17 protein-coding genes are annotated in these 17,689 nt (G+C 73.3%); 7 read left to right on the top strand and 10 right to left on the bottom strand.

Features of this window, described 5'->3' with window-relative positions; genetic code table 11:
- Positions 1-80 precede the first annotated feature (80 nt).
- Positions 81-704: a flavin reductase family protein gene (locus ACZ4UB_RS18175; RefSeq protein WP_468071250.1), complete on the top strand. Its 624-nt coding sequence runs from the start codon at positions 81-83 to the stop codon at positions 702-704.
- On the opposite strand, the gene ACZ4UB_RS18170 is transcribed toward ACZ4UB_RS18175, so the two are convergent.
- Positions 694-1,137 carry a hypothetical protein gene (locus ACZ4UB_RS18170; RefSeq protein WP_468071248.1) on the bottom strand — a complete coding sequence of 148 codons (444 nt, stop codon included), beginning with the start codon at positions 1,135-1,137 and terminating at the stop codon, positions 694-696. The genes ACZ4UB_RS18175 and ACZ4UB_RS18170 overlap by 11 nt on opposite strands.
- Before the next feature lie 90 nt (positions 1,138-1,227).
- Here ACZ4UB_RS18170 and sigJ point away from each other — a divergent pair, with 90 nt between their 5' ends.
- Positions 1,228-2,202 carry an RNA polymerase sigma factor SigJ gene (gene sigJ / locus ACZ4UB_RS18165; protein ID WP_468071246.1) on the top strand — a complete coding sequence of 325 codons (975 nt, stop codon included), beginning with the start codon at positions 1,228-1,230 and terminating at the stop codon, positions 2,200-2,202.
- 37 nt (positions 2,203-2,239) lie between these two features.
- On the opposite strand, the gene ACZ4UB_RS18160 is transcribed toward sigJ, so the two are convergent.
- From ACZ4UB_RS18160 to ACZ4UB_RS18150, 3 genes are read right to left on the bottom strand one after another with little or no spacing between them, the layout of a single operon-like run.
- Positions 2,240-3,307, bottom strand: coding sequence for a Zn-dependent alcohol dehydrogenase (locus ACZ4UB_RS18160; RefSeq protein ID WP_468071244.1), 1,068 nt, complete (start codon positions 3,305-3,307; stop codon positions 2,240-2,242).
- Complete coding sequence (locus ACZ4UB_RS18155; protein WP_468071242.1) at positions 3,304-4,509, bottom strand: acyl-CoA dehydrogenase family protein; 1,206 nt, start codon at positions 4,507-4,509, stop codon at positions 3,304-3,306. The genes ACZ4UB_RS18160 and ACZ4UB_RS18155 overlap by 4 nt, the downstream gene beginning before the upstream one ends.
- Before the next feature lie 8 nt (positions 4,510-4,517).
- Positions 4,518-5,438, bottom strand: a complete 921-nt coding sequence (locus ACZ4UB_RS18150; protein ID WP_468071240.1) for an SDR family NAD(P)-dependent oxidoreductase — start codon at positions 5,436-5,438, stop codon at positions 4,518-4,520.
- 96 nt (positions 5,439-5,534) lie between these two features.
- Between ACZ4UB_RS18150 and ACZ4UB_RS18145 the strand changes: the two genes are divergently transcribed.
- Positions 5,535-6,461: a cyclase family protein gene (locus tag ACZ4UB_RS18145; RefSeq protein WP_385774909.1), complete on the top strand. Its 927-nt coding sequence runs from the start codon at positions 5,535-5,537 to the stop codon at positions 6,459-6,461.
- Between the two features lie 183 nt (positions 6,462-6,644).
- Here ACZ4UB_RS18145 and ACZ4UB_RS18140 read toward each other — a convergent pair whose 3' ends face one another.
- The 4 genes from ACZ4UB_RS18140 to ACZ4UB_RS18125 all read right to left on the bottom strand — a co-directional run bounded on the left by ACZ4UB_RS18140 (position 6,645) and on the right by ACZ4UB_RS18125 (position 10,813).
- A complete protein-coding gene (locus ACZ4UB_RS18140; protein ID WP_354381759.1) occupies positions 6,645-7,118 on the bottom strand; it encodes an ATP-binding protein in 474 nt (157 codons plus the stop codon).
- 309 nt (positions 7,119-7,427) lie between these two features.
- The gene (locus ACZ4UB_RS18135; protein WP_468071238.1) at positions 7,428-8,429 is read right to left on the bottom strand and encodes an acyl-CoA dehydrogenase family protein; all 1,002 of its coding nucleotides are present in this window, start codon (positions 8,427-8,429) and stop codon (positions 7,428-7,430) included.
- A gap of 6 nt (positions 8,430-8,435) precedes the next feature.
- Entirely contained in the window at positions 8,436-9,596 is a 1,161-nt protein-coding gene (locus ACZ4UB_RS18130) for an acyl-CoA dehydrogenase family protein (protein WP_468071236.1), read from the bottom strand.
- 5 nt (positions 9,597-9,601) lie between these two features.
- Positions 9,602-10,813: an amidohydrolase family protein gene (locus ACZ4UB_RS18125; protein ID WP_404013742.1), complete on the bottom strand. Its 1,212-nt coding sequence runs from the start codon at positions 10,811-10,813 to the stop codon at positions 9,602-9,604.
- Positions 10,814-10,983: 170 nt separating this feature from the next.
- Between ACZ4UB_RS18125 and ACZ4UB_RS18120 the strand changes: the two genes are divergently transcribed.
- Positions 10,984-12,594 carry a class I adenylate-forming enzyme family protein gene (locus ACZ4UB_RS18120; protein ID WP_468071233.1) on the top strand — a complete coding sequence of 537 codons (1,611 nt, stop codon included), beginning with the start codon at positions 10,984-10,986 and terminating at the stop codon, positions 12,592-12,594.
- A 21-nt stretch (positions 12,595-12,615) separates the two neighbouring features.
- On the opposite strand, the gene ACZ4UB_RS18115 is transcribed toward ACZ4UB_RS18120, so the two are convergent.
- A complete protein-coding gene (locus ACZ4UB_RS18115) occupies positions 12,616-13,527 on the bottom strand; it encodes an aldo/keto reductase (protein ID WP_468071407.1) in 912 nt (303 codons plus the stop codon).
- A gap of 171 nt (positions 13,528-13,698) precedes the next feature.
- Here ACZ4UB_RS18115 and ACZ4UB_RS18110 point away from each other — a divergent pair, with 171 nt between their 5' ends.
- Entirely contained in the window at positions 13,699-14,703 is a 1,005-nt protein-coding gene (locus ACZ4UB_RS18110; RefSeq protein ID WP_468071231.1) for an ArsR/SmtB family transcription factor, read from the top strand.
- 90 nt (positions 14,704-14,793) lie between these two features.
- On the opposite strand, the gene ACZ4UB_RS18105 is transcribed toward ACZ4UB_RS18110, so the two are convergent.
- On the bottom strand, positions 14,794-15,327 hold the full coding sequence (locus tag ACZ4UB_RS18105) for an EF-hand domain-containing protein (protein WP_468071229.1): 534 nt from the start codon (positions 15,325-15,327) through the stop codon (positions 14,794-14,796).
- Positions 15,328-15,604: 277 nt separating this feature from the next.
- Here ACZ4UB_RS18105 and ACZ4UB_RS18100 point away from each other — a divergent pair, with 277 nt between their 5' ends.
- Together ACZ4UB_RS18100 and ACZ4UB_RS18095 are read left to right on the top strand one after the other, a co-directional pair.
- Positions 15,605-16,168 carry a sigma-70 family RNA polymerase sigma factor gene (locus tag ACZ4UB_RS18100; RefSeq protein WP_385774981.1) on the top strand — a complete coding sequence of 188 codons (564 nt, stop codon included), beginning with the start codon at positions 15,605-15,607 and terminating at the stop codon, positions 16,166-16,168.
- Entirely contained in the window at positions 16,165-17,499 is a 1,335-nt protein-coding gene (locus ACZ4UB_RS18095) for a maleylpyruvate isomerase N-terminal domain-containing protein (RefSeq protein ID WP_468071227.1), read from the top strand. Before ACZ4UB_RS18100 ends, ACZ4UB_RS18095 begins: the two co-directional genes overlap by 4 nt.
- Positions 17,500-17,689: the final 190 nt, after the last annotated feature.

The following is a 17,689-nucleotide window of genomic DNA, read 5'->3' as shown; positions in this document are numbered from 1 at the left end:
ATGCCCGCGCCCGCACGCACGTCCGCACCCCTCCCCGCCCCTTCCCATCTGACACCCCGTCAGGTTCAATCGTCCTCGTGATGGGACACGCAGGGATGGCGGCCACCGTCGTCCGATACCTCAGGTCCGCCGGGCACCCCGGATCCGCCACCTCCCCCGCCGGCGTCGACGCGCATCCGCGCCCCGAGCTGCGGGCCGTCGGCGAGGACGAGCGCGCGCCCATCGATCCGGCCGAATTCCGGTCCGTCATGGGCAACTTCGCCAGCGGTGTCACGATCATCACCGCGCCCGCCGCGGAGGGCGAGGAGACCCCGGCGGGGTTCGCCTGCCAGTCCTTCGCGTCGCTGTCGCTCGACCCGCCGCTGGTGACCTTCATGGTCGCCCGCACGTCGACCACCTGGCCGCGGATCGCGCGCGCCGGAGTGTTCTGCGTCAACATCCTGGGGGCCGAACAGGGCCTGCTGTGCCGGGCGTTCGCGGTCAGCGGGGCCGACAAGTTCGCCGGGGTGGTCCACCACCCCGCCCCCGTGACCGGCTCGCCCCAGCTGGACGCCGTACCGGCGTGGATCGACTGCCGCATCCACGCCGTGCACACCGGGGGCGACCACCTGATCGTCGTCGGTCGCGTCGAGGCGATGGGCGCCGCGGGCGAGGACGGCCCGCTGCTCTTCCACAAGGGGAAGTTCGGCCGCCTCAGCCAGTGACCCGCGCCCGCGGGCGGACGAGGAGCACCCGGCCCAGGTCCAGCACGCTCAGGCCGAACATGAGGACGCCCAGCGGCACGTGGTACGTCGGCACGTGCGCGATGCCGAGCACCACCTGGACCGAGGCGAGGACGAGGAAGCCCGACGCGTACAGGGTCGGGCGCGCCGAGCCGCCTCCCGGCCGCCACGCCAGGACCGCGGCGAGCAGGTACAGCATCGAGGCGCCGTACATCACGCGCGCTCCGACTCCGTGCAGCGTCTCGCCGTAGGACGTGGCCAGCAGCAGTCCCGCGGTGGACGCCTGGAAGAAGATCGACAGGGTCTGGAGGGCGATCGAGACCTGTACGAACCGCGCGAACCCGCCCGAACCCTCGCGCACCTCGCCGGGAACTTCGGTCGGTCCCACCGGTGTTGCCGTCGCGTGCGTGCTCATGATGCGGTCCCCTCGTCTGCCTCACGGCGGTGGATCGGTACTCTCTCGATGGTCCGACGAGACGGGCCCGCGAAATGTGAGGTGAGCGCCATGACCAGCGGCAACACCGCCCGCAGCTCCACCCGCAGCGCCGACCGCGGCCTGAGCCTCATCGTCGGCGAGCGGCGCCGGCTCACCAACCTCGCCTACCAGCTGCTCGGTTCGCTGGCCGAGGCCGAGGACGCCGTGCAGGAGACCTACGCCCGCTGGTACGCGATGTCCCCGCAGCGGCAGGAGGCGGTCGAGTCCCCGGGCGCCTGGCTGACGACGGTCGCCGGGCGGATCTGCCTGGACGTGCTCGGCTCGGCGCGGGTCCGGCGCGAGCGCTACGTCGGCGAGTGGATACCCGAGCCGTTGCCCGACCGTACGGAGTGGTTCAGCGGTCGGACGGGCGGCGGGGACCTGCCGGACGACCCCGCCGACCGGGTCACCCTGGACGAGTCGGTGAACATGGCGTTCCTCGTCGTGCTGGAGTCGATGACCCCGGCCGAGCGCGTGGCGTTCGTCCTGCACGACGTCTTCCGGTACCCCTTCGGCGAGATCTCCGACATCGTCGGCCGTACGTCCGCGGCCTGCCGGCAGTTGGCGACCTCGGCCCGCCGGCGGGTGCGCTCCGCGCAGGTGCCGCCGCTCCCCGCGGCCGGGCGGTCCGGGCAGGCCGTCCTGGTCCGGCACTTCAAGGAAGCCTGGGAGGCCAAGGACATAGAGGCCCTCGTCGGCCTCCTCGACCCCGACGCCACGATGGCCGCCGACGGCGGCGGCCTGGTCGGCGCCGTGCTGCACCCGGTCGAGGGCAGCGAGCGGATCGCCGCGTACCTGATCCACATCGCCGACAGGGCCCCCGGGCTGACCCTCCTGGAACGGACGGTCAACGGCGTGCCCGGGCTGGTCGCCCAGCACTCCGGCGTGACGGTGACCGTGGCGGCCTTCGGCCTCACGGACGACGGCCGTGTCAGCCGTATCTGGGCCGTCCGCAACCCGGAGAAGCTCCGCCCCTGGAACACCCCCCGACCGGGACGGCAGTAAGCGGGGGCGGGACCATAGGGGGCCCCACCCCCGCCCCTCAGAAGGTCAGGACCCCCCGGGCCACGCGCCCGTGGTGGGCGTCGTCCGCCGCCTTGGCGAAGTCCTCGACCGGGTAGGTCTCGGTGACCAGTTCGTCCAGCAGCAGGCGGCCCTGGCGGTACAGCTCCGCGTAGAGGGCGATGTCGCGCTGGGGGCGGGAGGAGCCGTAGCGGCAGCCCATGACCGTCTTGTCGAGGTACATGGAGGAGACCTGGAACGACGCCTCCTCCTTGAAGCCCGGCACGCCCAGCAGGATCGCCTGGCCGTGGCGGTCGAGCAGGTCGATCGCCTGGCGGATCAGCTTGACGTTGCCCACGCACTCGAAGGCGTGGTCCGCCCCCGTCGGGAGGATCTCGCGGACCGCCGCCGAGGAGTCCGCGACCGCCGAGGCGTCGATGAAGTGCGTGGCGCCGAACTGCCGGGCCACCGCCTCCTTCGCCGGATTGGCGTCCACGGCCACGATGGTCGTCGCGCCCGCGATGCGGGCCCCCTGGAGGACGTTCAGCCCGATCCCGCCGGTGCCGATGACGACCACCGACTCGCCGCGGTCGACCTTGGCCCGGTTCAGCACCGCGCCGACCCCGGTCAGGACCCCGCAGCCGATCAGCGCGGCCGAGGTGAAGGGGATGTCCGCGGGGATCTTCACGGCCTGGACGGCCCTGACGATCGTCCGCTCGGCGAAGGCCGAGTTGGACGCGAACTGGTAGAGCGGCTCGCCGCCGCGCGAGAAGGGCTGCCCCGGCATGCCGATCGCCTTGCGGCACATCGTCGGCCTGCCCCGGTCGCAGTCGGCGCACGCGCCGCAGTTCGCGAGGGTGGAGAGCGAGACGTGGTCGCCGGGCCCCACGTGCGTGACCCCGGAGCCGACCGCCTCCACGACGCCGGCGCCCTCGTGCCCGAGGACCACCGGCGGCGGGAAGGGGATCGTCCCGTCGATCACCGACAGGTCGCTGTGGCACAGCCCGGCCGCCTTGATGGCGACGAGCACCTCGCCCGGCCCGGGACCGCGCACCTCCAGGTCGTCGACCACCTGGGCCTGCTTGCCGTCGAACACGACGCCTCTCACCTGGACTCCTTAGGCAGGCCGAGCACGCGCTCGGCGATGATGTTCCGCTGGATCTCGTCCGAACCGCCGTAGATCGTGTCGGCGCGGGTGAACAGGAACAGCCGCTGCGCCTCGTCGAGGCCCAGCTCGTACGGAGTCCCGCGCCCCCACGGCGCGGGCCCGGCCGTGGCCGCCGCGCCGCGCACCGCGACCGCGAGCTCGCCGAGCCGCCGGTGCCAGCCGCCCCACAGCAGCTTGGCCACGCTGGGCGCGCCCGCGTCCGGCGCGGCCGCGCCCAGGGTGCGCAGCGCGTGCCACCGCATGGTGCGCAGCTCGGCCCACTGGGTGACCAGCCGGTCGCGCAGGACCGGGTCAGCGGCCTGCGCGGAGGTCAGGAACGCGGCGACCACCCGCTCCAGTTCGGCGGCGAAGCCGATCTGCTGGACCAGGGTGGAGACCCCGCGTTCCAGGGCGAGCAGGCCCATGGCGACGGCCCAGCCGTTGCCCTCGCCGCCGACCACCTCGTGGGCTTCGGCGCCGTCGAAGAAGACCTCGTTGAATTCGGCGGTCCCCGACATCTGCCGGATGGGCCGGACCTCGATCCGGCCCGGCTGGTCCATCGGGAGGAGGAGGAAGGACAGCCCGTGATGGCGCCGCGAGCCGGCTTCGGTGCGGGCGAGCACGAAGCACCAGTCGGCGTCCTGTGCCAGCGAGGTCCAGATCTTCTGGCCGGTGACGCGGTGGCGGCCGTCCGCCGGGTCCCGCACGGCGCTCGTGCGGATCCCGGCGAGGTCGGAGCCCGCGCCCGGTTCGCTGTAGCCCTGGCACCACAGCTCCTCGCCGCGGGCGATGCCGGGCAGGAAGCGGTCCCGCTGCTCCCGGGAGCCGTGGGCGATCAGTGTCGGCGCGAGGAGGTTCTCGCCGATGTGGCCGACCCGGCCGGGCGCGCGCAGCGCCGCGTACTCCTCGGCCCACACGACCTGCCCGGTGAGGGAGAGCCGGCGCTGCCCGTAGGCGCCGTCGGGCACGTCCCAGCCCTGGCCGATCCAGCCGCCCCGGCCGAGCTCGCGCTCCCAGGCGCGGCGCTCGGCCACGCCCTCGTGCTCGCTGCCGGGCCCGCCGAGGCCGCGGGCCCGCGCGTACGGTCCCACGAGGTGGCCGCGGAGCCAGTGCCGCGCGTCGGCGCGCAGCTCCTCGTCCGCCGCCCCGAAGCCGAAGTCCATGGGAGCTCCTACGCGTTGGGGCGGTCCTTGGCGGCCGCCGCCTTGGCCATGGCCTCCAGCTGCGCCAGCATCGGCATGGGGTCGGTGCCGACGGTCCCCGGGAGGAAGTCGGCGATCTTCTCGGGGGTCCAGGACCCCTCGGCGTATCCGGCGCGCAGTTCGCGCGGCTGCGCCCAGACCGCGATCTTGGGTCCGGCGATCGTGTACACCTGGCCGGTGATCTTCTCGCCGGCGACGGCGACGGCCCGGTCGCTGAGCAGGTAGGTGACCAGTGCGGCCACGTCCTCCGGTTCGCCGATCTCCTTGAGTTCCATCGGCACGTTCGCCGACATCCGGGTCCGGGCGACGGGGGCGACGGCGTTGGCGGTGACGCCGTAGCGGCTCAGGCCGAGGGCGGCGGAGCGGACGAGGGAGATGATCCCGCCCTTGGCGGCGCTGTAGTTGGCCTGGGCGACCGAGCCCTGGTGGTTGCCGCTGGTGAAGCCGATGAGCGTGCCGCTCCCCTGCTTGCGCATGACGGCGGATGCGGCGCGGAAGACGGTGAAGGTGCCCTTGAGGTGGGTGGCGACGACGGGGTCCCACTCCTCCTCGGACATGTTGAAGAGCATCCGCTCGCGCAGGATGCCCGCGACGCAGACGACGCCGTCGATCCGGCCGTAGCGCGCGAGCGCGGTGTCCACGATGCGCTGGCCGCCCGCCATGGTCGAGATGTCGTCGGCGACGGCGACGGCCTCCCCGCCCGCCGCGAGGATCTCCTTCACCACGCCCTCGGCTATCTCGCTGGTGGGCTCGCCGCCCTCGATGCCGACGCCGTAGTCGTTGACGACGACCTTGGCGCCCTCGGCGGCGGCCGCGAGCGCGACCGCCCGCCCGATGCCCCGGCCCGCACCCGTGACGGCGACGACCTTGCCTGCCAAGAAGTTCCCCATGCCCGGCCCCTTCCCGCTGTTTCTGACGGACCGTTAGATTCTATGGGCAGTCAGATGCGCCAGCACAAGCCCCAGTCCATAAGGAGTGAGCGACCCATGGGCCTGCCCCCCGAGTTCCACGACATCGCCAAGCGCGTCAACAACTGGGGACGCTGGGGCGCCGACGACGAGATCGGCACCCTGAACCTGATCACCGACGAGGTGGTGCGCGCGGCCGCCGCCGAGATCCGCACCGGGCGCAGGATCCCGCTCGCCCTCCCCCTGAAGGAGGACGGCGTCCAGGCGGGCATGATCCCGGGCCGGATCAATCCGCTGCACACGATGGTGCAGATCAACCAGGAGATCTTCGGCCCGGGCACGGTGGCGTGCAGCGACGACGCCGTGACCATGGGCCTGCAGTCGGCGACGCACTGGGACGCCCTGACCCACGTCTCGCACTCGGGGAAGATCTACAACGGGCGCCCCGCCGACACCATCACCGCGCACTCCCGCGCCCAGTTCAGCGGCATCGACAAGGCCGGCCACATCGTCTCGCGCGGGGTGCTGCTGGACGTGGCCCGCGCCAAGGGCCTGGACCGGCTGCCGGGCGGGCACGCGGTGACCCCGGAGGACCTGGTGGAGGCGGAGGAGTTCGGCGGGGTCACGGTCCGGCCCGGCGACATCGTGCTGGTGCGCACCGGGCAGGTCCAGGTCTACCTGGCGGGCGACAAGCACGGCTACGGCTATCCGTCGCCCGGGCTGTCCGTCCGTACGCCCGAGTGGTTCCACGCGCGGGACGTCGCGGCCGTCGCCAACGACACCCTGACCTTCGAGATCTTCCCGCCGGAGATCGAGAACCTGTGGCTGCCGGTGCACGCCCTCGACCTGGTCGAGATGGGCATGCACCAGGGACAGAACTGGAATCTCGAAAAGTTGTCCACAGCCTGTGGAGAAGAGCGGCGGTATTCCTTCCTGCTCTCCGCGATGCCGGAGCCCTTCGTCGGCGGGACGGGCACGCCGGTCGCCCCGGTCGCCATCCTCTGACCCTCGCGGACGGCGCCCGGGGGCGTCGACTGTGGGTGGCGGCGTACATTCGTGCACGCCCCGAGCGCCGCACGGCAGCCGCCACCCCACGACCCGCACTCGTCAAGGTCTGCCCTTGGCGTCCCCTCGCGACGAATCGCTGCCTCAAGGGTGATCAATTCATGACGGTCCGTCAACACCTCGTTAGAGGTACACGCGCGGTTCCCGTACCTGGTCACATTTTTCGGAAATTTCCTCGGCGGGCCCGCCGGGGACCCCCGCGGAGCCCTCCCCGGCGCAGTCGATCTCGCACCAGATCTGCTTCCCGGCGCCCTCGCGCTGCCAGCCCCAGCGATCCGCGAGGCCGTCCACCAGCTCCAGGCCGCGCCCGTTGGTGTCGTCCCCGTCGGCGTGCCGGGGGGCGGGCGGACGGTCGCTCGCGTCGGCCACCTCGACCCGGACCGCCGGGCCGCCGAAGAGCATCCGCAGCACGGCCGGGCAACCGGTGTGCACCACCGCGTTGGTGACCAGCTCCGAAATCAGCAGGAGCAGGGTGTCCGCGAGCGGCTCGTCGTCCCCCATTCCACATCCGGCCAGGCGGGACCGGGCCCACCTGCGCGCTCGGCCGACCTCTGCGGGATCCGGCCCGACCTCAAGCTGAACCTGAAGCACCTGCACCGCTCACACCACCCGAACCGGCGGACACATCGCCTCGCGACAGTACGGGATCACGGTCCGTGATCCCCTTGCCGAGCAGCATGGTTGACATACAGTCACCACAACAAGCGCTTCGGGCATATTCCAGCGCGAAGGAGTAGGCGTGCTGCATACTGTGCGACGCCCGCGCCGCTCAACCGCTCGCATTCGTCGGAGCGTACCGGAGCACGCGACCGACTCCGGTCCGTAGCGAGGTGGGCGAAGGACACAAACCGATATCAACTCTCCGTAATCGGACATGCGTCCTGCGCCGTCCCACCCGTTACAGCGCTACGGTCCCGGCAGGGCGCCCAGCTCCCGCGCCAGCACTTCCTCCGCCTCGGCCGCCGTGCGCCACTGCTCGGCCCGCACCCACGCCCGCTTCAGGTGCAGGTGCACGTCCGCCTCCCAGGTGAACCCCATCCCACCATGCACCTGGAGGCAGTCGCGCGCATTGCCCACGGCCGCCTCGTCGGCCAGCAGCTTGGCGCCCGCGATCTCCCCCGGGTCGGCCGTCACCGCCGCCGCGTAGACCGCCGTACGGGCCACCTCGCCCCGCACCAACATCTGCGCGCACAGGTGCTTGACCGACTGGAAGGCCCCGATCGGCTGCCCGAACTGCTCGCGCTCCTTCGCGTACCGGACCGCCAGCTCGCAGGTCCGCAGCGCGCTGCCCACCTGGAGGGCGGCCGTCAGCAGGGCCCCCTCGTCCCGCAGCGCGGCGGACGGCGCGCCGGCGGAGCCCCGCCCCCGCGTCCGGTACAGGGGCGTCAGCGGATCCACGGACCGCACCGGCGCCCGGGCACCCCCCGGCTCCGCGCCCTCCGCGAGGTCGCCCGCGGGGGCGCCCGGGACGTCACCCGCGAGGCCGCCCGGGACGTCCCCCGCCCCCAGCACCGCGTCCGCCTCGCCCAGGTAGGCGACGAAGGGCCCGTCCAGGTCGAAGGCCGTCACCACCGCCGTCCCCCGCGCCGCGCCCGGCACCACACCCGCCGCCAGGTGCGTGGCCACCAGCGGCCCCGGCAGCAGCACCCGCCCGGCCTCCTCGAAGACCAGCACCGCCTCCGCGAGCCCGAGCCCCACGCCCCCGTCCGGGCCGCCCTCCGGCAGCCGCAGCGCGAAGAACCCGGCCTCGCCCAGCTCCCGCCACAGCTCCCGGTCGACCACGCCCGCGCCGCCCCGCTCGGCCGCGTCCACCGACGCCCGCAGCGCCTCGCGCCCGTACCGCCCCGCCAGCAGCTCCCGCACGCCCGCGCGCAGGTCCCGCTGGTCCTCGGTCAGCTGGAAGTCCACGGTCCCTCACCGGCCCTTCGGGAGGCCGAGGATCCGCTCGGCGACGATGTTCCGCTGGATCTGCGAGGTCCCGGCCGCGATCGTGTAGGAGAGCGAGGAGAGCCGGTCCAGGGTCCACTCCTCCTCCAGCGACAGCGCCCCGCCCGCCGCGCCCAGCACCTCGGCGGCCGCGTCGTACAGCTCCTGGCGGGCGTGCGAGTAGCGCAGCTTGAAGACGGAGCCGCCGACGCCCGGGACCCCGCCGGAGCGCGTCGACTCGCTCACGTTCCACTGGGTGAGCCGCCACAGGGCGCCGAACTCCCCGTGCAGCCGCCCCAGCCTGCGCCGCAGCACCGGGTCGTCCCAGCGGCCGTTGGCCCGGGCCGTACGGGCCAGCGCGGCCAGCGTCCGGCGGCAGGCGACGACCTCGCCCACGAAGGCGGTACCGCGCTCGAAGGACAGCGTGACCATGGTGACGCGCCAGCCGTCGTTCTCGGCGCCGACCCGGTTGCCGACGGGCACCCGTACCTCGTCCAGGAACATCTCGGCGAACTCGGTCGACCCGGCCAGCGTGCGCAGCGGCCGTACGGTCACGCCCGGGGCGTCCATCGGCATCGCCAGCCAGGAGATCCCGCGGTGCTTGGGGGCGTCGGGGTCGGTCCGCACCAGCAGTTCGCACCAGTCGGCGACCTCCGCGTGCGAGGTCCAGATCTTCGACCCGGTGATCACGTACTCGTCGCCCTCCCGCACCGCCTTCGTGCGCAGGGCGGCCAGGTCCGAGCCCGCGTCGGGCTCGCTGAACCCCTGGCACCACACCTCGTCCCCGCGCAGCACAGGCGGCAGCCAGCGGGCCCGTTGCTCGGCGGTGCCCTCCGCCGCGATCGTGGGCCCGGCGTGCAGCAGCCCGACGAAGTTGGCCCCGACGTAGGGCGCCCCGGCCCGCTCGGTCTCCTCCAGGAAGATCAGGTGCTGGGTCGGGGTGGCGCCGCGGCCACCCGCGTCCAGCGGCCAGTGCAGGCCGGCGTAACCGGCCCCGTACAGCCGCCGTTGCCAGCCGAGGTCGTAGGCGCGGCGGCCCGGCCAGTCGTCGGGGGACGGTCGGGCGGGCAGTTCGGGGAGCGTCTTGCCCAGCCACTCGCGCAGCCGGGCCCGGAACTCCTGCTCCTCCTCGGTGTAGGTGAGGTCCACCGCGGCTACCGTCCCGCCGGGCGCCGGTCGCGGTCGAGGTCGAGGCCGAGCATCCGGATGGCGTTCCCGCGCATCAGTTTGTAGACGGTCTCCTCGTCCAGTCCCTTGACGTGGTCGAGGGCGACCTCCTTGGTGTGCGGGAAGGTCGAGTCGACGTGCGGGTAGTCGGTCTCGAAGGTGGCGTTGTCGCGCCCGACGACGTCGAGCGAGGCGATGCCGTGCTTGTCGCGGAAGAAGCAGCAGAACATCTGCCGGTAGTAGTAGGTGGAGGGCGGCTCGGGGATCAGGTCGCGGACGCCGCCCCAGGCGCGGTGCTCCTGCCAGACGTCGTCGGCCCGCTCCAGGGCGTAGGGGATCCACCCCATCTGACCTTCGCTGTAGGCGAGTTTGAGCGTCGGGAACTTCACCAGGACCCCACTGAAGAGGAAGTCCATCATCGAGGCCATCGCGTTGTTGAAGCTGAGCGAGGCCTGGACGGCGGGCGGCGCGTCGGGGGAGGCGGCGGGCATCTGGGAGCTCGACCCGATGTGCATGTTGACCACCGTGCCGGTCTCCTGGCAGACCGCGAAGAAGGGGTCCCAGTACCCGGAGTGGATGGACGGCAGCCCGAGGTAGGTGGGGATCTCCGAGAAGGTCACGGCGCGCACCCCGCGGGCCGCGTTGCGGCGGATCTCGGCGACCGCGAGGTCGATGTCCCACAGCGGGATGATGCACAGCGGGATCAGGCGGCCGCCGCTGTCGCCGCACCACTCCTCGACCATCCAGTCGTTGTACGCGCGCACGCAGGCCAGGGCCACTTCCTTGTCGTGGGCCTCGGCGAAGGTCTGCCCGCAGAAGCGGGGGAAGGTCGGGAAGCACAGGGAGGCCTCGACGTGGTTGAGGTCCATGTCGGCGAGCCGGGCCTTGGGGTCCCAGCAGCCGCGGCGCATCTCGGCGCGGGTGATCCCTTCGAGGGTCATGTCGTCGCGGTCGAAGCCGACGGCGGCGATGTTGCGCTTGTACGGGAACTTGAGGTCCTCGTAGATCCACCAGTCGGTGGGCGGGCCGTCGGGGTCCATGGTGATCACGTACTTGCCGCCGGTGTAGGCGAGTTCGCCGATGCCCGCGGTGAGCGCCTTGGGTCCGCGGTCGCGGTACTTGGCCGGGAGCCAGACGTCGAAGAGGTGCGGGGGCTCGATCACGTGGTCGTCGACGCTGATGATCCGGGGCAGTTCCATGTATCCGGTTTCCCCTCGCTGGCATCCGATGTGTCCGACGTATCTGATGGATCGTCAGAAACAAGCTAGCTCCGTCACCCCTGGACCGACAAGCGCCGGAGCCCTACGCTCTGCGCTGTATCTGACGTCCCATCAGAAATGGGCCGCGCGCCGAGCCGGGGAGGCCGGGAATGACGGACGACACCGCGAGGGACAGCGCCACGGACACCGCCACGTACAGCACCGCCGACACCGCCACCGACACCGCTCGGGACCTGGAGCGCTCCCCCACCCTCTGGGAGCTGATCGCACGCCGCGCCGCCCTCACCCCGGACGCCCCCGTCCTCATCGAGGCCGCCGAGCACCCCGCCGACGACCGGACCCTGACCTTCGGCGCCCTGCGGGAGCGCGCCGAACGCGTCGCCGCGGGCCTGTACGCCCTGGGCGTGCGCCCCGGCACCGTCGTCGCCTGGCAGCTGCCCACGCGCATCGAGACCGTGCTGCTCTCCGTCGCCCTCGCCCGGATCGGCGCCGTCCAGTCCCCCGTCATCCCCTTCTACCGGGACCGCGAGGTCGGCTTCGCGCTGCGCGAGTCCAAGGCCGAGTTCTTCGCCGTGCCCGGCGTCTGGCGCGGGTACGACCACACCGCGATGGCCGAACGGCTCGGCGCCCGCGGGATCTTCGAGGTCTACGCCGACCTCCCCGACGGGAACCCGGCCCTGCTGCCCCCGCCACCCGCCTGCGGAACCGACGTCCGATGGATCTACTGGACCTCCGGCACCACCTCCGACCCCAAGGGCGTCCTGCACACCGACCGCTCCCTGATCGCCGGCGGCTCCTGCCTCGCCCACGCCCTGCGGCTGGGCCCCGCCGACGTGGGCTCGATGGCCTTCCCCTTCGCCCACATCGCCGGGCCCGACTACACCGTGATGCTGCTGCTGTACGGATTCCCCGCGGTGCTCTTCGAGAAGTTCGCGATGCCGGACGCGCTGGCCGGGTACCGCCGCCACGGCGTCACCATCGCGGGCGGCTCCACCGCCTTCTACTCGATGTTCCTCACCGAGCAGCGCAAGGCCCCCGGCGTTCCGCTGATCCCGACCCTGCGCCTGCTGGCCGGCGGTGGCGCGCCCAAGCCGCCCGAGATCTACCACGCGGTCGTCCGCGAGCTGGGCTGCCAGCTGACCCACGGCTACGGCATGACCGAGGTCCCCATGATCACCATGGGGTCACCGCTGGACAGCGCCGAGCACCTCGCCACCACCGAGGGCCGGCCGCCCGAGGGCATGTCCATCCGCATCACCGCCCCCGACGGCAGCCCCCTGCCCGCCCGCACCGACGGCGAGGTACGGCTGCGCGGCGAGGCCGTCTGCCGCGGCTACCTGAACCGCGACCAGTCGGCCGAGGTCTTCGACGCCGACGGCTACCTGATCACCGGCGACCTCGGCCACCTCACCGAGGACGGCTATCTGGTGCTCACCGGGCGCAGCAAGGACGTCATCATCCGCAAGGGCGAGAACATCTCCGCGAAGGAGATCGAGGACCTCATGCACCGGCTCCCCGGCATCGGCGACGTGGCCGTCATCGGCCTGCCGGACCCGGAGCGCGGCGAACGCGTCTGCGCCGTCGTCGAACAGGCGCCCGCCGCGCGGCCGTTGACGCTGGCCGAGGTGACCTCGTACCTGCGGGCCGAGGGCCTGGCCACCCACAAGCTCCCCGAACAACTGGAGCTGGTGGAGGCCCTGCCGCGCAACGACGCCCTGCGCAAGGTCCTCAAGTACCAGCTGCGCGAGCGCTACGCGTAGCCGCACCGGACCCGGTCGCGCTCAGCCGGCGGCGCGGGCCTGGGCGTCCAGGGCGGCCAGGTCGTGTGCGGAGAGCCGGACGGCTCCGGCGGCCACGTTCTGGGCCAGGTGGTCGGGGTCGCCGGTGCCGGGGATGGCCAGCACGTGCGGGCCCTGGTGCAGGGACCAGGCCAACCGGACCTGTGCCTGGCTCACGCCGTGGGCGCGGGCAACCCTCCGCAGCGCGTCCTCGGCGCGCCCGTCTCCGTCTCCGTCTCCTGCGTAGCCGCGCTCGCCGCCGCCGGCCGCGCCCGCCGTGCGGCCGGCGCCCGCTATCGCGTAGAACGGCACGAAGGCGACGCCCTGTTCGCCGCAGGCGCGCAGGAACTCCGCCTGGTCGGGGGAGCTTCCCAGCCCGTAGGCGTTCTGCACGCAGACCACCGGCGCGATGGCGCGGGCCTCGGCGAGCTGGTGGGGGCGGACGTTGGACAGCCCCAGGTGCCGGATCAGCCCCGCCGCGCGGAGGTCGGCCAGCGCCCCGAACCGCTCGGCGACCGAGTCCTCGCCCACGACGCGCAGGTTCACCACGTCCAGGTGGTCCCGGCCGAGCTGGCGCAGGTTCTCCTCCACCTGGCCGCGCAGCTGCGCGGGGGTGCGGGCGTGCTCCTGCCACTCGCCGTTCACGTCGCGGCCCGGGCCGACCTTGGTGGTGACGACGACCTCGTCTGCGTACGGCGCCAGCGCCCGGTTGATCAGCTCGTTGGCCGAGAGGAGACGCGAGAAGTAGAACGCGGCGGTGTCGAAGTGGTTCACGCCCAGCTCGACCGCCCGGCGCAGCACCGCGACCGCCTGATCGCGGTCGCGCGGCACGGCGTCGGGGATCAGCGCCTCGCCGGTCTGCGGCAGCCGCATCGTGCCGAAGCCGATCCGGTTGACCTCCAGGTCGCCGAGCATCCAGGTGCCGGCCGCCGCCGCGGTGATCGGGGCGGGGCTCGGGGCGGTGATCGGGTTCGCGTGCGGGGTCACGTCTGAAGCCGCTGTCGCGGTGGGGTACGAGGTCATGCCGCAATGATCGCCAGTCGATAGGGTGACCGCCAAAGATTCGGACATGCGTGAATCCTGGGGGTGGGCGTCCTGGCGGAGCTGGCGTTCTCGGCGAGCGACCTGGCGCAGGTGCGCTTCGCCGTCTCGCCGATGTGGCAGGTCGCGACCAGCTTCCGGCTGCTGACCGGCCGCGCCGGCGCCTCGCCGGTGCACCGGCCGTGGATCGAGCAGGTCCGGCCCCGGGTGGTGGCCGCCGGCCTGGACCGGGGCCGGCTCGCGGAGCTGGTCCCGCCGACGGGCTTCTTCCCGTACTTCCTCACCCCCGCCCCCACCGGCCCCGCCCCGGCGCTGGCCGACGAGCTGGCCGCGATCCGGGCCACCGACCCCGACCGGGTCCGCCGCGACCTCGACCACCTCGCGCACCACCAGGGGCCGCCCGGCCCCCGGCTGCGGTCCCTGCACCACGATCCGCGGGCCCGGCTCGCCCGCGTCACCCAGGAGATCGAGGCGTACTGGGAGTTGGCGCTCGCCCCCTACTGGGCGCGGATCCGCGCGGTGCTCGACACCGACGTCCTGCACCGCGCCCGCCAGGTCGCCGCGCTCGGCGCCGGTCGGGTCCTGGACGACCTGCACGCCTCGGTGCGGTGGGACGGCACCGCACTCCACCTGGTCCGGCGCAGCAGGCCCATGCCCCGCACCACGACCGGCCCGGGCCTGCTGCTGGTCCCCTCGGCCTTCACCGGACCACGACTGCTGACCACCCAGGTCCCGCCCGACCCGCCACAGCTCGCCTACCCCGCGCGCGGGGCGGGCACCCTGTGGGCGCCGCGGCCCGGCGCCGACCCGGAAGCGCTGAGCGGCGTACTCGGGCGCTCCCGGGCGCTGTTGCTGACCGAGCTGGACACCCCGGCCTCCACCACGCAACTGGCCCACCGCACCGGGCTGTCCCCGGCCGGGGTGTCCCAGTACCTGACCGCACTGCGACGCGCCGGCCTGGTCACCGCACACCGAGCCGGCCGCTCGGTCCTCTACGCCCGCACGGCCGCCGCCGACACCTTGCTCCGAGCGGCCTCGACCGCCGACTGAGGCGTGGCTGCGCGGGCGGGAGGCGGCGAGCCGGCTCCGCCGGACCACGGCGTCCCGCGGGCGCACCCGGGTTCGGCTCCGGCCGGGCGGTCAGGCGTCCGGGGCTTCCACGCCGCAGTAGCCGGCGAAGGCGGCGAGGATCTCGTCCTCGGAGATCCGGCCGTCGCCGTCCGCGTCCAGGGCCGCCGCCACGCCGTCCGCCAGTTCCGGGGCGGTTCCCAGCACGCGCAGCACCCGCGCCGCGGCGGAGGGGCTGGTGCCCGCCGCGCCGCCTTCCTCGTCCGCGGTCGCGGCCACCGCGATCACCGCGTGCAGGAAGGGGCGGGCGATCTCCGCGAACCGCCGTGGACTGTCCCGCAGTCGCTTGGCCGCGCCGGTGATGAACTCCTCGCGGGTCACCCGCTGGTCACCGTCCACGTCGGCGATCCCGGCCATGCCCTGCCAGAAGGCCTCGGCGCCGTTGAAGACGGCCTGGCCCTTGTCCGAGCGGGCCGTGGTACCGAATTCGGCCAGCACTGCCTTCGCTGCCGCGCTGAAGTCCTCGCGGTCGATATAGCCGTTGCCGTCCTGGTCGAAAGTGGCGAATCGGGCGGCGATCTTGCGCTCGTACTCTGCGCTGTCCATATTCGGCTTCCGCCTTCACGTGTGCGGTGGGGTTCAGATCGAGACAGGCGGAAGCGTAAGGCCTCGGTGGCCTGCGCGTTAAGCGAAGCCGGCAAGCAGGTGGCCGCATCGAACCCGCGCACGGGAAGCGCGACGGGGCGCGCACAGATGTGCCCATGACGCAGCGTCGGCTCCCATATCACGGAGGGTGTGGTTCCAGGGCGGACTTGCCCCGAAACAGGCGCACGAGGCCATGTGCGCACTACATTCAAGGAGTCGACACATGGCTGGGGGCACCATGCCGAAGGACGCACCACCCCGCTGGGACCGCAGGATGCAACAGCGGCTCGCGCGCGGCGAGGCCGCCGCGCTCGGAGAGCTGTACGACCGCTTCGCCTCGCTCGTCCACAGCCTCGCGCACCGCGTCCTGCGCGACGAGAAGGCGGCCGACCGCATCACCCGCGAGGTGTTCGGCTACATCTGGGAGAATCCGGACGCCTACGACCCCAAGCAGGGCTCCATGCGCTCCTGGGTCGCCCGGATCACCCAGGGCCAGGCCGTGGCCCGGCTCCGCCAGGCCGAGCTGGGCCGCGGTTCCCGCGAGGAGCTGGAACAGAAGGTCCGCCGCGCCAACGCCGCCGCCCGCGCCGACTACATCGTCACGTCCATGCCCGCCCCGCTGCGGGCCGCGCTGGAACTGGCCTACTTCAAGCGGCGCGACTACCGGCAGGCCGCCGCCGACCTCCAGATCAGCGAGGACGAGGCGCGGCGGCGGCTGAGACTCGGCCTCCAGCTCCTGTCGACCGCCAACAACCTGCCGCAGGAAGACCTCTCCCCGCCCGGATACGGAAGCACCCGATGAACGGCCGCGCCGAGTCACATGACGACGAGTACGAAGGCCGGGGAGAGCGCTCCGGTGCCAGTGTCTGGATACCCGGCCCGCGGAACACCGCCGACGACTGGGAACGGCTGCCCACGGCGGTGGCGCCCCTGCCGCCGGTGCCGCCGGTGCCTCCGGCGACCCCGCCCGCACCCGAGCCCGAGCCCGCTCCCGAGCCCTCGCCCGAACCTGCGGAGCCGGTCGCGCCCGAGCCGCCGCGCACGCACACCGTGCTGAAGTCCCTGCTCGGCGCGTGGGCGTTGGCCGCGTGCTCGCCGGAGGAGACCCAGGCCGTCGAGGACCACCTCACCGAGTGCGCGCCCTGCGCCGACGAGGCGCTGCGGCTGCGCGACGCGGTCGGGCTGCTGCGGCCCGAGGAGAGCCTCGACCTCAAGCCGCTGCTGCGGTCGCGGGTGCTGGAGGACTGCCTGGGCAAGCGGCCGGCCCGGATCCCGGTGCCGGGGTGGGCGAGTCCGTACGACACCGAGACGGCGCGGCTCGACGCGCTGCTGCGGGACTTCGGTGACGCGGAGTGGCACACGCCGGTGCGGCTGAGGTGGTTCGAGGACGAGGGCCAGCAGTCCCGGCGGACGACGGTGGCCGGGGTGATCGGGCACCTGCTGTCGGTCGACGGGCTGATCGCGGCGGCGCTCGGGCTGGACGACCCGCTGGGGCCCGACGCGCCGTCGGGGGCGGTGGAGCGCACCGAGCACTTCTGGGCCTCCTCGCCGCACCCGGTCACCCGGCAGGTCCGCGAGCCGTGGCGGGAGCAGGGCCACACGCTGGTGCGGACCGTGTCCTTCGCCGGGCACGGGGTGGCGGAGCTGACCGTGGGGTACGGGGACTTCGCGCTGCCGCTCGGGGACGCGTTCCTGGAGCGGGCCTTCGAGTGCTGGGTGCACGCGTGGGACATCGCGGACGCGGTGGACTACCCGTACGACCCGCCGTCGGGGCCGCACCTGCACCGCATGGTCGACCTGGCGGCGCGGCTGTTGCCGGGGGCGCTGGCGGACCGCCGGCGGTCGGGGTTGGCGGCGCCGCCGCGGCGCCTGGTCGCGGCCGGGGCGCCGGGGCGCACGCTGCACCTGGAGATCGAGGGGGCGGGCGGGGGCGGCTGGGACATCGCCCTGGACTCGCCGGCGGCGGCGACCTCCGCGGAGCACACGGTGGCGGAGATCGCGCTGGACGGCGTCGAGTTCTGCCAGCTGGCCGCGGGGCGGATCTCGCCGGACGACGCGGCGGCCGGCCAACACGGCGACCGCGAAGCCATCCACGACGTCCTCACCGCCGCCGCCTCGTTGAGCCGCCTATAGCCCCGCCGGGCAGAGCCAGAGTTCAGCCTCGCCGGGCAGACCCGGGCCCCGCCACCCTCAGCCTCGCCGGCGTTTGAGGCGCGGGTCCGGGCGGAGCCCGGGGCGGGCCGCCAGGCCCGTTGTCCCTGCGGGGCTCGGGGGGGGGCGATCCCACACCCCCCCTAGAAAAAGGCGTGTCGGGGGAAGAATG

This window comes from Streptomyces sp. NPDC028419 (genome assembly GCF_055565515.1).
Note: the sequence above shows the minus strand (reverse complement) of the source record. Positions and strands in the feature narration are given on the sequence as shown.

What these genes read in the sequence shown, in the direction of transcription:
- ACZ4UB_RS18100 (WP_385774981.1), top strand. Translation starts at nt 15,605, where the DNA reads ATGCCGAAGGACGCACCACCCCGCTGGGACCGCAGGATGCAACAGCGG.
- ACZ4UB_RS18120 (WP_468071233.1), top strand. Translation starts at nt 10,984, where the DNA reads ATGACGGACGACACCGCGAGGGACAGCGCCACGGACACCGCCACGTAC.
- ACZ4UB_RS18170 (WP_468071248.1), bottom strand. Translation starts at nt 1,137, where the DNA reads ATGAGCACGCACGCGACGGCAACACCGGTGGGACCGACCGAAGTTCCC.
- ACZ4UB_RS18095 (WP_468071227.1), top strand. Translation starts at nt 16,165, where the DNA reads ATGAACGGCCGCGCCGAGTCACATGACGACGAGTACGAAGGCCGGGGA.
- ACZ4UB_RS18150 (WP_468071240.1), bottom strand. Translation starts at nt 5,438, where the DNA reads ATGGGGAACTTCTTGGCAGGCAAGGTCGTCGCCGTCACGGGTGCGGGC.
- ACZ4UB_RS18105 (WP_468071229.1), bottom strand. Translation starts at nt 15,327, where the DNA reads ATGGACAGCGCAGAGTACGAGCGCAAGATCGCCGCCCGATTCGCCACT.
- ACZ4UB_RS18175 (WP_468071250.1), top strand. Translation starts at nt 81, where the DNA reads ATGGGACACGCAGGGATGGCGGCCACCGTCGTCCGATACCTCAGGTCC.
- sigJ (WP_468071246.1), top strand. Translation starts at nt 1,228, where the DNA reads ATGACCAGCGGCAACACCGCCCGCAGCTCCACCCGCAGCGCCGACCGC.
- ACZ4UB_RS18145 (WP_385774909.1), top strand. Translation starts at nt 5,535, where the DNA reads ATGGGCCTGCCCCCCGAGTTCCACGACATCGCCAAGCGCGTCAACAAC.
- ACZ4UB_RS18125 (WP_404013742.1), bottom strand. Translation starts at nt 10,813, where the DNA reads ATGGAACTGCCCCGGATCATCAGCGTCGACGACCACGTGATCGAGCCC.
- ACZ4UB_RS18115 (WP_468071407.1), bottom strand. Translation starts at nt 13,527, where the DNA reads ATGCTCGGCGACCTGGAGGTCAACCGGATCGGCTTCGGCACGATGCGG.
- ACZ4UB_RS18155 (WP_468071242.1), bottom strand. Translation starts at nt 4,509, where the DNA reads ATGGACTTCGGCTTCGGGGCGGCGGACGAGGAGCTGCGCGCCGACGCG.